Genomic DNA, 14,442 nt, shown 5'->3' with positions numbered 1-14,442 from the left:
ATAGTTCATGAAAAAAAGAATTTTAATTATGACGTTATTATTATTTAGTGCCTTTAAGGCTCAGAATAGAAATTACGCCATTGTTACCGGAGCCCCATTCCTTAGAATCTCACCAGATGCGCGTTCGGGTGGTTTAGGTGATCAGGGGGTTGCCACTTCACCCGATGGATTTTCACAATTTTGGAATCCATCGAAATATGTATTTGGAACAAGTTATTCAGGAGTTGGACTTTCCTATACTCCTTATATGAATAAACTAACTAGTGATGTATTTTTATTAAATGGTACTTTTTATACATTTCTAGGAGAAGAAGAAAGAAGTACACTAGGTGCAAGCATTTATTATTTTAACATGGGAGAAATTCAACTTAATGAGCTATTAGGTAATAATATCGTTGAAAAAGGAATTTCCAAACCGAATGAATTTTCAATTGATGTTTCTTACGGCCTTAAATTAGCTGATGTATATTCCATGGCTGTAACAGCAAGATATATTCGTTCGGATTTATTCAATAATGTAGATAATTCATCAGCACAAACAAAGGCTGCAAATACATTCGCAGTAGATGTAACTGGATATTTTCAATCTGATAAAAGCCGTTCTTTCAATAACTATGAAGGTAGATGGAGAGCCGGTTGGGGAATTTTTAATATGGGACCTAAATTAGATTATTCCGATAATAAAGAAAATTCAAGCTATTTGCCTACAAATTTAAGACTAGGAGTTGGCTATGACTTGTATTTCGATGAAGAGAACAAATTAGGACTTACCTTAGAAGCATCCAAGCTATTAGTACCGGCACCAGAAGAAGTCAAAAATCCTGACGGAAGCATTACCTATAAAGTTCCCGATAAGAGTTTTATTTCTGGTATGTTTAATTCTTTCAGCAATAAAGATGTAGGAAAAGAAATTACTTACAGTATATCAGGCGAATATACATACAATAATGCTTTTTCATTCCGAACCGGATATTTTTACGAGAATCCAGATAAAGGAGGTAGGCAATATGTTACACTGGGAGCAGGTCTTAAATATCAATCATTTGGAATTGATTTTTCATACCTAATTACTACATCAAGTATAAACAACGCGTTGGATAATACCTTACGATTTGGATTAACATGGGATTTTGGAGGTGATGCTACAAATGCCTACGATAATTATTAAAATTTTTAAATTAAATTTGCCACTTACATAAAGAATCACTCTACCTAAGAGTGATTTTTTTTACCTTTTCAAAAATTATATTACGATGTTTACATATGAAAAATTAATTGAAATTAAACAACTAATAAAAGAAAAAGAAAATATACTTATCCTTGCACATCAAAATCCAGATGGCGATGCCATAGGATCTTCATTAGGCTTATATCATTTTTTACATAAAATAGGTGTTCAATCAACTATAATTGTTCCCAATGAATTTCCTAAGTTTTTAAAATGGATGCCTGATGCTAAAAATATAATTATCGGCGAATATCGAACTAAATTTGTAGATATAGCATTTAAAAATGCAGATTTAATTTTTTGTCTTGATTTCAACACATCTACAAGGATTAATCAGCTTGAAACAAAATTAAATGAATCAAAAGCCATTAAAATTTTAATTGATCATCATCAAAATCCAGATTGTTTCGATTATGTTTATTCAGATACTTCACAACCGGCAACTTGTCAAATGATATATAAATTTATCGAAACGTTGGGAGAAGTATCAAAAATCGATGAAAATATTGCTACCTGTCTTTATACGGGAATTTTAACTGATACAGGAAGTTTCCGTTTTAAAAATACCACTTCAGAAACTCACAAAATAATAGCTTCACTCATTGATATGGGAGCCCAACCCAATATTATTTCATCTAATATTTTTGATTGTAATACTCCCGAAAGACTTAAGCTATTAGGTACCGTATTGGATTCAATAGAATTAATCCAGGATAAAAATACAGCTATTTTATATATCACTAAAAATCAACTACTTGAATTTGGGTATCAGAAAGGTGATACAGAAGGATTTGTTAATTATGGACTCTCTATAATCGGAATAAAATTTGTTGCTTTCTTTATGGAAGATATTCAAAATGATTTCGTTAAAATTTCTTTCAGATCCAAAGGCGAATTTGATGTAAATAAATTTTCAAGAAAATATTTTAGTGGAGGCGGGCATATTAATGCTGCAGGTGGGAAAAGCGAACTTTCTCTTATGGATACCATTTCAAGATTTAAAAATATTATTAAAACTGAAGTAAATGAAATTTCTTAATAATACTTATCTTATTTTACTAAGCATATTTTTATTCAATACTTGTCAGAAAAAAGAAATTTTTCTTCCTGAAAATAAGTATACATCGAAATATAAAAATGAAATATTAAAAAATTCAAAAGAAAGAGAAGATAAGGAAAGAAATTTCTTACAAAAATGGATTAATATGCGAGAAGATTCCTTACATCAAAAGTTTTTAGCTACTTCCTCAGGAATATGGTTTCGATATGTAATAGAAAAAAAATTATTAAAGCCTAAAAATAATGACGGTGTAATCTATTCAGCAGAAATTAAGACCCTTTCAGGTGATATTATATATAGCTTCGATGAATTTGGTGAAAAACAAGGAATTTTAGGAAAATTTAAAGAAATACGAGGCATTGAAAGTGCTCTATATATGATGGGGAAAGGCGATGTTGCTGAAATAGTACTTCCCTCTTTTACCGCGTATGGACTCTATGGAGACGAGAATAAAATAGGTGCTTACGTACCTTTGTTAATTACCTTAAAGTTAATTAATGTAAAAACCAATTTCGATTAAATAGCTTTTATTTTCTTTAATAATATAAAATCCCTAATAAATAAAAATATTAGGGCATTTTTTTAAAATAATTAATCGTATTCTCTTTATCTATAGCTAACCTATTTTTCAATTCCTCTAAAGATGAGAATTTATTTTCATCACGAGATCTGTCATAAAAATAAATTTCTATTTCCTCCCCATAAATATCCCTATTAAAATCAAGTATATGCACTTCAATTTGTTTATTTAATCCATTAACTGTAGGTCGCTTTCCAATATTCATCATCCCATAAAAATAGTTTTCTTTAATTTTTACCTTAACAAAATAGACTCCATTTTTGGGACAAATTTTATGTTCGTCAATTTCAATATTTGCAGTAGGAAAGCCTAAAGTTGCACCAATTTTATCTCCCTTAATAACTTTTCCTTTCATTAGAAAGTTGTATCCTAAATACTCATTAGCTCTAATAATTTTACCTTCGCTAATTTTATTTCTAATTTTCGTAGAACTAATAACGGAATTATTTCCGCTTAAAGCAGGAAGTTTATAAAGCTTAAAACCGAATTGCTTGGAAAACATTTGCAAACGTTCATAATTTCCATCTCTATTATTTCCGAATTGATGATCATATCCGATAACAAGAGAGTGTATGTGCAAACGGGCGACTAATATATCTCTGACAAATTCCAACGCGCTTAATTGGCTAAAGTCTTTAGTAAATTCCTGAATAAACAAATGTTGAACATTAAATTTTTCCAACAGTTGTATCTTTTCTTCTAAAGTAGTAAGTAATTCAAATCCAGTAAAAGGTTGTAAAACTAAACGCGGATGCGGATTAAAGGTCATCACAGCTGTTTCAGCTTCTTCCTTTTTTGCAATATCGCTTAAATATTTTAACACATATTGATGTCCTAAATGTACTCCATCGAACATACCCAAGGTTAAGATTATTTTATGATTTTTTGATATATTTAGATTTTTTGTATGAATATTCACAGGTGTTTAAAACAAATTATCTGCAAAAATATGATTTTTTTTAATATTTTTTCAAGGCATATAAGCATTAAAATACTATATTTGCAATACCTTAAATGAAATGTAATTAATTGAATTTTAAATTATATGGTAACGGTTAATAAAGGAAAAATATCTCAGGTTATAGGCCCAGTAATAGATGTTGTTTTTGAAGAAGTAGAACAACTCCCAAATATATATGATGCATTGGAAGTTACAAAAAATAATAATGAGCCTAATCTAATCCTTGAAGTGGAGCAACATATTGGGCAAGATACGGTACGATGTATAGCGATGGATGCTACTGATGGATTATATCGTGGACAAGAAGTAATAGCTACCAATAAGCCTATAACAGTTCCTATCGGAGAAGAAATAAATGGACGTTTGTTCAATGTTATTGGAAAAGCAATTGACGGCATCGGTGATGTGCCTAAAACACATGAACTTCCTATACATAGACCCTCTCCAAATTTTGAAGATATTTCAACCTCAGCTGAAGTATTATACACAGGTATCAAAGTAATCGATTTAATTGAACCTTATTCAAAAGGAGGTAAAGTTGGGCTTTTCGGAGGTGCTGGAGTAGGTAAAACAGTTTTAATTCAAGAATTAATTAATAATATAGCCAAAGGACACGGTGGTTTATCCGTATTCGCCGGCGTAGGAGAACGTACCCGTGAAGGAAATGATCTTCTTCGAGAAATGTTAGAATCTAAAATTATCTCTTATGGAGATGAATTTATGAAATCAATGGAAGAAGGAGGTTGGGATCTTTCTAAGGTAGACTTTGAAGCCCTGAAGACTTCAAAAGTTGCCTTCGTTTTTGGTCAAATGAACGAACCTCCAGGAGCTCGTGCCAGAGTAGCTCTCTCCGGATTGACATTGGCTGAATATTATCGCGATGGTTTAGGAGCGGGAAAAGGACGTGATGTACTATTTTTTATTGATAATATATTCCGTTTTACACAAGCCGGATCTGAAGTTTCTGCATTATTAGGCCGTATGCCTTCAGCCGTAGGTTATCAACCGACATTGGCAAGTGAGATGGGTGCACTTCAAGAACGAATCACTTCCACCAAAAACGGTTCAATTACCTCTGTACAGGCAGTATACGTACCGGCAGACGATTTAACTGACCCTGCACCTGCAACTACCTTTGCTTACCTAGATGCAACAACTGTTTTAGACAGAAAAATTGCTTCTCTAGGTATTTATCCTGCAGTGGATCCATTGCAGTCTACCTCTAGAATTCTTTCTCCTGAGATTTTAGGTAATGATCATTACCAATGTGCTCAAAACGTTAAAGAAATCTTACAAAGATATAAGGATTTGCAAGACATTATAGCGATATTAGGTATGGAAGAGCTTAGTGAAGAAGATAAGTTAGTAGTTTATCGAGCTAGAAAAGTACAAAGATTCCTTTCTCAACCTTTCCATGTGGCCGAACAATTTACCGGTACTCCGGGGGCTTTAGTTGATATTAAAGATACTATCAAAGGATTTAATATGATTCTTAACGGAGAATTGGATCAATACCCTGAAGCAGCTTTCAATCTTAAAGGAACTATTGAAGAAGTTATTGAACATGGTGAAAAGCTACTAGCTGAATTAAAAAAATAAAGTATCTCAGTAATAATTTTAATTCTGATGAAAATACAAATACTTACCCCAGAAGAAGTTATTTTTGATGGTGAAGTGTCTTCTATCTCAGTTCCCGGTTCTATGGGGGAATTTCAAATGTTAGAAAATCATGCTTCTATTGTTTCAACACTCGAACCAGGTACTATTAAACTTGAGAATATAAGTTCCACTTCATCTCATAAACTAAAAGATGACGGAAAATATAAAATATTTACAATTAAAAGCGGATTATTAGAATTTAACAATAATAAAGGAATTATACTTTGTGATTGATTTATAGTTTAATAATAATATATTTATAAAAAAGGATTGAGATTTCAATCCTTTTTTTATTTAAAATATTTTATATTATTCTTACGCTATAAAACACATAATTAAATAACTACATATACATACAAAGATAAAATTATGTTTTCAGCTTGAAATTTAAATATGTTATCGGTTTACCCTCATTTAAGAACATTTTCTCATAAAAGGTTTTTATTTCTCTCACATAACTTGGTAATTCATATTCTGGCGCTCCATAGATATCATGATGAGAAGACAATACTTTATATCCCATTCCAGTTATTAGACCATTAGCATAACCATGTAAAAATTCACTATCAGTTTTTAAATGTATGGTTCCCTCCTCCTTCATTATTTTTTTATATTTATCCAAAAATATAGGATTTACCAAACGATGTTTAGTCCTTTTATATTTAATTTGAGGATCTGGAAAAGTGATCCAAATTTCGTCCACTTCTCCGATTGAAAAAACATATTCGATTAATTCAATTTGAACACGTAAAAAACCCACGTTACTAATATTCTGCTCAGTTGCAGTTTTAGCACCTCTCCAAAAACGTGCACCTTTGATATCTATACCTAAAAAATTTTTATTAGGAAAGTATTTAGCCAAGCCTACCGTATATTCTCCTTTTCCACAACCTAATTCTACAATTATGGGATTATCATTTTTAAAAAATTTCTCTTTCCAATTACCTTTATAAAGAAAATTTGACATTACTTCCTCACGTGTAGGTTGTATAACGTTATTAAATGTCTTATTTTCAGCAAATTTACGAATTTTATCCTTACCCATATTTTAATATTGAATTACAAAAATAAAGATATTCAAAGATATTTCAAATTTCTTGATTTTCTATTCTATAAACATTTTATAGCATCTATAAATAATTGTATTTTATACAAAATTTAATAATTATTTAAAAAACAATTTTTGCACATGAAGTTTTATAACTGTTAAATGGATAATGCATCAAAATTATTATTTCTTCAATTTTATATTTATTAGTAAAAAAATAGTTTAACATTTTAATAAAATTAATTAAAATTCGATAACTAAAATATTCATTAACTTCAAATTAATTTAATATTTTTATCAATCAAACACTATTTATAACATATGGATGTTTCTCAACCCAAACTTACTTCTAAAATACTTTGGCTAATGGCTATAAGTTCAGGATTAGTTGTAGCAAATAATTATTATAATCAACCTTTGTTAGGTTTAATGGCAAAGGATTTTAATGTAAGTGAATCTAAAATAAGTGGTATAACTATGTTTACTCAGATTGGATATGCTTGTGGGTTATTTTTTCTTATTCCTTTGGGAGATATGTTTAGAAGAAAAAAAATTATACTTATTGATTTTATTTTCATTATTGGAAGTTTACTAGCAATGTCAATAAGTCCTTCCGTTGAATTATTGATTCCGATAAGTTTCATTATTGGTTTTACATCAGTTATTCCTCAACTATTCATCCCTATGGCTGCCACTTTAGCATCAGCCGATGAGAAACCAAAAGCAGTAGGTTTTGTCATGAGCGGCTTATTAATAGGTATTTTAGGATCAAGAGTTTTAAGTGGATATATAGGTGATATTTACGGTTGGAGAGAAATGTACTATATAGCAGTATTAATTATGTGTGTTCTGTATATATTAATATATTTTTATCTTCCGGAAATTTATCCTAGCTTTAAGGGAAGCTATAAAAATTTAATGTTATCACTTATAAAACTTTTTAAATCTAATAGCTCTTTACGTTCAGCTGCATTAAGAGGTGGCTTAAGTTTTGCATCTTTAAGTGCTTTTTGGACACCTTTGGTATTTCATCTAGAAGAAAATTTTCATTTAAGCGATGGTAATGCAAGTAATATTGCCGGTAAATTTGGTCTGATAGGAGCTTTCGGTGCTTTAGCTGCTGCTTTAATAGGTAAAGTAATATCCAAATACAACAAAAATACTATATTAGTTTTCACGACTCTCATGATATTACTTTCATGGATTATTTTCTACTATGGTGGTAATAACTATATTGGATTGACATTAGGAATCATATTAATTGATATAGGAGTACAATCCACACAAATTACTAACCAGTCTATCATCTTTTCCAATCATCCTGAGGTTGGAAATCGGGTAAATACTATTTATATGACTAGTTATTTTATTGGTGGATCATTAGGAACATTTATTTCAGCATATGCTTTTGAAAGATATAATTGGGTAGGAGTTATTGGTGTTGGAAGTTCTTTTGCTCTATTAATGTTAATATTTCATTTATTTTCTACCAAAAAATAAAAATTAAATGTTTTATTTTTCTCTAATAATTTATTTTATCTAGGTTAATTCTATTTTCCGATATTAATTATTAAAGTTAAAGTTATAATTTTATTAATTGAGTTGAAATTAAGAGATAATATTTCAATATTTTTTTTATCTTCATCTTATTGTTAAATTCATATTTTTATCACTAAATTTCAATTAAATTTTAAATTTAAAGATAAAAAGAAATGATTATAACAAATAAAAAACTCCTATCAAAGATAAGAGTTTTTAGATTTTTTTAAGCATAAGAAGTTATTTCGATTGAGGTATATAGATTTGAAATCCTAAACCGAATCCTAAACCACTTTGTTTATTTCCATTGTTTACATTTTGCACAGCTTCTGCATAGTTGTATCCTACAGTTGCTTCTAAAGCAACAGAATGTGTAATAAAGTGAGCATATCCTACATTCACCCCAAAAGCAAATCCACTATCTGAACTACCATTAACTGCTGCTCCTTTAAAACCTATATCACCTTCAGCAAAAAATCTACCTGTTTCATTAGCACCTTCAGGGATATAATATCTAACAAATGGCATAACTCCGTAATTCCAGATTGGTTTAGAGTCATCTTGAAAAACAGCTCCGAAATCAATGGTTGCACCGACAGCTATTCCTTTAGAAAGAAAGTAACCTACTCTAGGAGTTAAATTGAAAGAAAAAGCTTCGTTTTCAAAATCATAACCGAGATTAGTAATACCTGCTCCAGTTAACCAACTTCCCTTTTGTATTGGTGAAGAACCTACGTTTGAAGAAGTTTGAGGTGTAGATACAATCTGTGCATTTAAAGTTGCCATACTACCTAAAAGAATAGTAAACAATAAAAGTACTTTTTTCATGTTAAATTTATTTATAAATAATATAGCAGACGACAAAACTTATGCCAAAATTTTAACAAATAATTATATTTTTTTTAATTTGAATAGTTTGGTGCTTCCTGCGTGATAATTACATCATGGGGATGACTTTCTTTTAAACCTGCAGAGGAAATTTTAACCATTTTACTTTCAATTTGCAATTTCTCAATATTTTCAGTACCGCAATACCCCATGCCTGCACGAATACCTCCACATAATTGATATACAACATCAGATAATTTCCCTTTATAAGGAACTCTACCCTCTATACCTTCCGGAACTAATTTATTAGTTCCGGATTGGAAGTATCGGTCTTTACTTCCTCTTTTCATTGCTGAAATTGATCCCATACCTTGATAACTTTTGAATTTTCTACCCTGAAAAATAATTTCATCTCCAGGAGCTTCATCGGTTCCTGCAAAAAGAGATCCTAACATGACACAAGATGCTCCGCTAGCAATTGCTTTAACGATATCTCCTGACAATTTAATACCTCCATCGGCTATGACAGGTATTTGATGCGTATAGGCATACTCATATACGTTATAAATAGCAGATAATTGGGGAACGCCAACACCGGCAACTACTCTGGTTGTACAGATAGATCCTGGCCCCACTCCCACTTTTAGTGAATTAGCCCCTGCATCTATTAAATCTTTTGCAGCTTTTGCAGTAACAATATTTCCTCCTACAATATCTAATTCTGGAAAAGATGACCTTATTTCTTTTATTTTATTTAAAACATTAATCGAATGACCATGCGCGGAGTCAACCGCAATGATATCTACACCTGCCTTTACTAAAGCTTCTACCCTTTCTAAGGTATCATTACCAACTCCTACTCCTGCACCCACTCTAAGTCTTCCATCAGAATCTTTACATGAATTAGGATATTCCAATAAATTATCAATATCCTTAATAGTTATAAGACCAATCAATTTATTGTGATCGTCAATAATAGGAAGTTTTTCAATTCTATTAGTTAATAATATCTCTTTAGCTTGTTCTAAAGAAGTATTTCGTGATGAAGTAACTATATTTTCTTTAGACATTACATCTTCAACTTTCTGATCTAAATTTGACTGATATTTAATATCTCTATTTGTTATTATTCCTACCAAAGTGTCATCTTCTTCAATCACAGGCAGTCCGGAAATTTTATATTCTTTCATCAACATGAGCGCATCTTGTAACGTATGATGACGACTTAAAGTAATAGGATTAGAAATCATACCGTTTTCAGATCTTTTTACCTTATTTACCTCTACGGCCTGTTGATCAATGGGCATATTTTTATGGATAAATCCCAAGCCTCCTTCTCTAGCTAAAGCAATAGCCAAACCAGATTCCGTAACTGTATCCATAGCTGCCGAAACGATAGGGATGGTTAATTTAATTTTTTTTGTTAATTGGGTTTGTAAATTTACTTGAGAAGGTAGAACATCGGAATAAGATGGAATAAGCAAAACATCATCAAATGTGATAGCTTCTTCTACAATTTTAGAATTAAGCGACATATTGTTTTTTGCCAAGCAAATATATAATTTTTTTCTTAAAAAATGAATTAATTTTTATTAAATCATTGATATATTAAAATAATTCCTCTCAAAAAACATATATTTAAAATTAATATAGGCCTAAAATTACTTTATTTATATTAATAATATAAAAATATTTCAAATTTAATATTATATATATATGAAGTTTTATTACGGAATATGATTAAATAATTAAAAAAATTATACAATAATACAATAATAGGAAAGAAACAATACCAGCTAAATTTGATTATTTCTTTTTTGAAATTCAGATTTCAATTTATAATTATATTTTGTTCTAAATTTTTGAATTTTTGGAGCGATTAATACACTGCAATAGGGTTGATTAGGATTATGAATAAAATAATTTTGATGGTACTCTTCTGCGGGATAAAAATCTTTAAAAGGATTTATTTCAGTAACATACTTACCTTTCCATAAATCAGATTTTTCAGATTTTTTTAGAGACTCTTCTGCTAGAATTTTTTGTTCTTCCGTGCGATAAAATATAATCGACCTATATTGACGACCTATATCATTTCCTTGTCTATTTAATTGAGTAGGATCGTGTAAATACCAAAATATATCTAAAATTTCCAATAATGATATTTCTTCAGGATTATATTCCAACTCAACAACTTCAGCATGATCGGTCAATCCGGTACATACATCTTGATAATTTGCATTTTCATACTCTCCACCTGAATAACCAACTGTAACTTTATTTACGCCGTCCAACATCTCAAAGCAAGGGCTTAAACACCAGAAACATCCTCCTCCTAAAGTAATTTTTTCTAATTTTTTATTCATAATTTCTGCTTTTTTTTCTTGCGACTGATTTATATGACAACTAACCAAAAATTGTAGAATAGTATTTAAATAAATTACTATTATCATTTTCATATTTCTAGACAAAGTGAACGACATCCTAAATAAATATTATTATATAAAACAAATAATTACATTATTCTTATTTAAACAAAAATTGTACTATAAATTAATTTTTCAACAAAAATTTATAAATAATAAATATATTTATATATCCATTTAATTATTTAAATTAACCATTTTTAATTAAAACTAATAATATTTAACTCCTTTATAATAATTTTAAGTACTAAGAAAATGTCATTAAGCTAATTAATTTGTTAACTTTGCATATTATCCATTATTATATTATGAGTACAGATACCGTAAATAAAAATTTTGAAATTGTTAAAGAAGTTTTCATAAAATATTTAGAGGATAGAGGACACAGAAAAACTCCTGAAAGATTTGCAATAGTTGAAGAGATTTATTCTACTGATGAACATTTCAATATTGATTGGCTGTATATGAGAATGAAAGAAAAAAATTATAGGGTGAGTAGAGCCACCATATACAATACCATTGAAATATTATTAGATGCTAAATTAGTAAGAAAACATCAATTCGGAGAAGGTCTACAGTCTTTATATGAGAAATCATACTTTGCCAAACAACATGATCATATTTTAATGATTGATTCCGGGGAAGTTATTGAATTTTGTGATCCTAGACTTCAAACTATTAAAGATTCTTTAGAAAAAATATTTAATATTGAGATTGAAAGTCACTCTTTATATTTTTATGCTAAAAAGAAAAGTTAATAAATGAAATTAAAAATTTTCTTTTTTATTTTCTTTGCAGGTGTATTTTTATATTCACAAATTGCACCACCGGTTCCTAACAAAAAGGTAAATTCTAAACCAATCAATCTTCTTAATGCTGATATGGAAGAGGTGAATGAACATGTTTTTAATGGTAATATCGTGTATTCCGGACATGTTATAGCAGAACATGAGACTTCTCATTTAGAAGCTGATTCTGTTATTTATTTTCAAGATAAGAATATTATTGAAGCTCGAGGAAATGTTTTTTTTAAAGATAAACAATCTTCTTTAAATTGTAAAAAATTAACATATAGTGGAGTTTCCAGAAATGCTATTGCTTATAAAAATGTAAAATTGGTTACTCCCGATCAAACGGTTGAAACAGAGAAAATGATTTATGACGCCAACCAAGAAGTTGCCTATTTTGACAACTGGGGAACGGTTTATAAAGGTGAGAATGTTACACATACTAAAATTGGAAAATATTTTGTTAAAGAAAATCGTATAGAATTAGGTGAAAATTCAACATTGGAATCTCCAGAATATATTATTGAGGGTTCGGATATAAAGTATGATGCTAAGAATGAAATTGCAACTTTTAATAAATTTACACGAATAACAAATAAAAAAGACCCTACTGTTTATGTAACCGGAAGTAACGGAACTTATAAAACAAAAACTAAGCAATCAGAGCTTAAAAATGACGGTAAAGTTTATTATCAAGGTAAAATACTGTCCGGTAATGATTTATTTTTTGATGAAATTAAGGGTTTTGGAAGAGGAGTTAAAAATGTAAGGCTGGAAGAACCTAAAGAAAAAAGATTTCTTATTGGAGAATATGCCGAGGTTTACCAATTTAAAGATTCGGCTATGATTACCGGAAGACCATATATGGTTAAGGCCTTTACGAAAGATTCATTATATATACATTCTGATACATTAATCGCAATTCAAGGAAAAGACAAAAAATCAACTATTCGAGGATTTCATAATGGCAGATTATTTAAATCCAATATTTCCGGAAAAAGTGATTCATTAGTATATCAAGAAACCATTGGAAGAATAGATTTTTATAAAAAACCTATATTTTGGTCAACCGGAGGAAGACAACTTACCGCTGATACACTATCTGCATATTTAAATACATCAACACAAGCGGTAGATTCAATTTATGGTAGATCAAATGCCTTTGTTATTAGTAAAGTTGATTCATTAAGTCCAAAATTTGAATTTAATCAGGCTAAAGGAAGGATGTTGCACGCCTACTTTGAAAAGGAAGAAATACATTTAGTTGATTTAAAAGGGAATGCCGAATCAATAACTTACGTTGAAGAAGATACCAAAACTAAAGGAAAACAACGTACTGGAATTAGCATATCTATATGTGGAATATTACAAGGTGAATTTTTTGATCGTAAAATGGACATAATTTCCTGTCAGCTTAATGCGGAATCGAAACTATTTCCTGAAAGTAAACTTCCCGTACAAAACAGATATTTACCTGATTTTGAATGGAGGGATGACGAAAGGTTAAAAAAATGGCAAGATATATTTCCTGATGTTTTTCCCTACGATAAAAATATGCCTAAAAAAAAGATTATTGGAGAAGATCGTTAAGAGATGAAAAAGAAATTCAAAAAAAAATTAATAATTCCCACTATTAATAAAAAGATAGTTATATTTAAAGATTATCTTAATTTATTATGAAAAACAATCAAACACGTTGTGAATGGGTAGGATCTGACGACCTAGATAAAAAATACCATGATGAAGAATGGGGAAGACCAATCTATGATGATCAAATTTTATTTGAATTTCTATTACTTGAAGGATTTCAAGCTGGATTAAGTTGGATTACGGTTCTCAAAAAAAGAGAAAATTTTCGCCAAGCATTCGATAATTTTGATTATAAACAAATCGCTACTTATTCTCCTAAAAAATTAGAAAGTTTATTACAAAATGAGGGTTTAATTAGAAATAAACTGAAGATTAATTCGGCCCCTATTAATGCTCAAAAATTCATGCAAGTTCAAAATGAATTTGGAAGTTTTAGCAATTATTTATGGAATTATGTTAATAATACGCCTGTTTTAAATACATGGAATAATATTAAAGAAGTTCCTGCCTCAACGGAACTGTCAGATAAAATATCAAAAGATTTAAAAAAACGTGGATTTAAATTTGTTGGAACTACCATAATTTACGCTTATTTACAAGCTGTTGGAGTAGTTAATGATCATACTATAAATTGTATTTGTCATCCTAGCAATCAAAAATAAAGGAGGTATTTCTAAAAAAATACCTCTAATATAATCTTTACTATAGTAGAAAATTACATTTTAGATACTCTGT

The 14,442-nt window shown here is 29.6% G+C and carries 14 protein-coding genes; 9 read left to right on the top strand and 5 right to left on the bottom strand.

Going from position 1 to position 14,442, the window contains the following annotated elements:
• The first annotated feature begins 7 nt into the window (after positions 1-7).
• The 3 genes from porV to Q0T35_RS08185 all read left to right on the top strand — a co-directional run bounded on the left by porV (position 8) and on the right by Q0T35_RS08185 (position 2,808).
• The gene (gene porV / locus Q0T35_RS08195) at positions 8-1,168 is read left to right on the top strand and encodes a type IX secretion system outer membrane channel protein PorV (protein WP_293918470.1); all 1,161 of its coding nucleotides are present in this window, start codon (positions 8-10) and stop codon (positions 1,166-1,168) included.
• Between the two features lie 85 nt (positions 1,169-1,253).
• On the top strand, positions 1,254-2,267 hold the full coding sequence (locus tag Q0T35_RS08190) for a bifunctional oligoribonuclease/PAP phosphatase NrnA (protein WP_293918471.1): 1,014 nt from the start codon (positions 1,254-1,256) through the stop codon (positions 2,265-2,267).
• Complete coding sequence (locus tag Q0T35_RS08185; RefSeq protein ID WP_295842303.1) at positions 2,254-2,808, top strand: hypothetical protein; 555 nt, start codon at positions 2,254-2,256, stop codon at positions 2,806-2,808. Before Q0T35_RS08190 ends, Q0T35_RS08185 begins: the two co-directional genes overlap by 14 nt.
• Positions 2,809-2,857: 49 nt before the next feature.
• On the opposite strand, the gene Q0T35_RS08180 is transcribed toward Q0T35_RS08185, so the two are convergent.
• Positions 2,858-3,787: a bifunctional riboflavin kinase/FAD synthetase gene (locus Q0T35_RS08180; protein WP_293918474.1), complete on the bottom strand. Its 930-nt coding sequence runs from the start codon at positions 3,785-3,787 to the stop codon at positions 2,858-2,860.
• Positions 3,788-3,913: 126 nt separating this feature from the next.
• Between Q0T35_RS08180 and atpD the strand changes: the two genes are divergently transcribed.
• Positions 3,914-5,428 carry a F0F1 ATP synthase subunit beta gene (gene atpD / locus Q0T35_RS08175; RefSeq protein ID WP_293918476.1) on the top strand — a complete coding sequence of 505 codons (1,515 nt, stop codon included), beginning with the start codon at positions 3,914-3,916 and terminating at the stop codon, positions 5,426-5,428.
• Between the two features lie 27 nt (positions 5,429-5,455).
• Positions 5,456-5,722, top strand: a complete 267-nt coding sequence (locus Q0T35_RS08170) for a F0F1 ATP synthase subunit epsilon (RefSeq protein WP_293918477.1) — start codon at positions 5,456-5,458, stop codon at positions 5,720-5,722.
• 133 nt (positions 5,723-5,855) lie between these two features.
• On the opposite strand, the gene trmB is transcribed toward Q0T35_RS08170, so the two are convergent.
• Entirely contained in the window at positions 5,856-6,533 is a 678-nt protein-coding gene (trmB, locus tag Q0T35_RS08165) for a tRNA (guanosine(46)-N7)-methyltransferase TrmB (protein ID WP_293918478.1), read from the bottom strand.
• 324 nt (positions 6,534-6,857) lie between these two features.
• Here trmB and Q0T35_RS08160 point away from each other — a divergent pair, with 324 nt between their 5' ends.
• Positions 6,858-8,036 carry an MFS transporter gene (locus Q0T35_RS08160; protein WP_295842295.1) on the top strand — a complete coding sequence of 393 codons (1,179 nt, stop codon included), beginning with the start codon at positions 6,858-6,860 and terminating at the stop codon, positions 8,034-8,036.
• Between the two features lie 279 nt (positions 8,037-8,315).
• Here Q0T35_RS08160 and Q0T35_RS08155 read toward each other — a convergent pair whose 3' ends face one another.
• The 3 genes from Q0T35_RS08155 to msrA all read right to left on the bottom strand — a co-directional run bounded on the left by Q0T35_RS08155 (position 8,316) and on the right by msrA (position 11,362).
• Positions 8,316-8,903, bottom strand: a complete 588-nt coding sequence (locus Q0T35_RS08155) for a hypothetical protein (RefSeq protein ID WP_293918482.1) — start codon at positions 8,901-8,903, stop codon at positions 8,316-8,318.
• A gap of 74 nt (positions 8,904-8,977) precedes the next feature.
• Positions 8,978-10,438, bottom strand: coding sequence for an IMP dehydrogenase (gene guaB, locus Q0T35_RS08150; protein WP_295842489.1), 1,461 nt, complete (start codon positions 10,436-10,438; stop codon positions 8,978-8,980).
• 261 nt (positions 10,439-10,699) lie between these two features.
• Positions 10,700-11,362 (bottom strand): peptide-methionine (S)-S-oxide reductase MsrA, encoded by a 663-nt coding sequence (gene msrA / locus Q0T35_RS08145; RefSeq protein ID WP_293918484.1) that lies wholly within the window; start codon positions 11,360-11,362, stop codon positions 10,700-10,702.
• Positions 11,363-11,637: 275 nt separating this feature from the next.
• Here msrA and Q0T35_RS08140 point away from each other — a divergent pair, with 275 nt between their 5' ends.
• The 3 genes from Q0T35_RS08140 (at position 11,638) to Q0T35_RS08130 (ending at position 14,369) form a co-directional block, all read left to right on the top strand.
• Entirely contained in the window at positions 11,638-12,087 is a 450-nt protein-coding gene (locus Q0T35_RS08140; RefSeq protein WP_293918486.1) for a Fur family transcriptional regulator, read from the top strand.
• A 3-nt stretch (positions 12,088-12,090) separates the two neighbouring features.
• The gene (locus Q0T35_RS08135) at positions 12,091-13,707 is read left to right on the top strand and encodes an OstA-like protein (RefSeq protein WP_293918488.1); all 1,617 of its coding nucleotides are present in this window, start codon (positions 12,091-12,093) and stop codon (positions 13,705-13,707) included.
• A gap of 86 nt (positions 13,708-13,793) precedes the next feature.
• Positions 13,794-14,369: a DNA-3-methyladenine glycosylase I gene (locus tag Q0T35_RS08130; protein ID WP_293918489.1), complete on the top strand. Its 576-nt coding sequence runs from the start codon at positions 13,794-13,796 to the stop codon at positions 14,367-14,369.
• The last annotated feature ends 73 nt before the right edge of the window (positions 14,370-14,442 follow it).

It is taken from the genome of uncultured Apibacter sp. (genome assembly GCF_946479295.1).
GTDB lineage: Bacteria > Bacteroidota > Bacteroidia > Flavobacteriales > Weeksellaceae > Apibacter.
The sequence above is the reverse complement of the archived record's forward strand: the minus strand, read 5'-3'. Positions and strand labels throughout refer to the sequence as shown.

Coding starts and splice junctions, on each gene's coding strand:
- porV (WP_293918470.1), top strand. CDS start 8: ATGAAAAAAAGAATTTTAATTATGACGTTATTATTATTTAGTGCCTTT.
- Q0T35_RS08190 (WP_293918471.1), top strand. CDS start 1,254: ATGTTTACATATGAAAAATTAATTGAAATTAAACAACTAATAAAAGAA.
- Q0T35_RS08185 (WP_295842303.1), top strand. CDS start 2,254: ATGAAATTTCTTAATAATACTTATCTTATTTTACTAAGCATATTTTTA.
- atpD (WP_293918476.1), top strand. CDS start 3,914: ATGGTAACGGTTAATAAAGGAAAAATATCTCAGGTTATAGGCCCAGTA.
- Q0T35_RS08170 (WP_293918477.1), top strand. CDS start 5,456: ATGAAAATACAAATACTTACCCCAGAAGAAGTTATTTTTGATGGTGAA.
- trmB (WP_293918478.1), bottom strand. CDS start 6,533: ATGGGTAAGGATAAAATTCGTAAATTTGCTGAAAATAAGACATTTAAT.
- Q0T35_RS08160 (WP_295842295.1), top strand. CDS start 6,858: ATGGATGTTTCTCAACCCAAACTTACTTCTAAAATACTTTGGCTAATG.
- Q0T35_RS08155 (WP_293918482.1), bottom strand. CDS start 8,903: ATGAAAAAAGTACTTTTATTGTTTACTATTCTTTTAGGTAGTATGGCA.
- guaB (WP_295842489.1), bottom strand. CDS start 10,438: ATGTCGCTTAATTCTAAAATTGTAGAAGAAGCTATCACATTTGATGAT.
- msrA (WP_293918484.1), bottom strand. CDS start 11,362: ATGAAAATGATAATAGTAATTTATTTAAATACTATTCTACAATTTTTG.
- Q0T35_RS08140 (WP_293918486.1), top strand. CDS start 11,638: ATGAGTACAGATACCGTAAATAAAAATTTTGAAATTGTTAAAGAAGTT.
- Q0T35_RS08135 (WP_293918488.1), top strand. CDS start 12,091: ATGAAATTAAAAATTTTCTTTTTTATTTTCTTTGCAGGTGTATTTTTA.
- Q0T35_RS08130 (WP_293918489.1), top strand. CDS start 13,794: ATGAAAAACAATCAAACACGTTGTGAATGGGTAGGATCTGACGACCTA.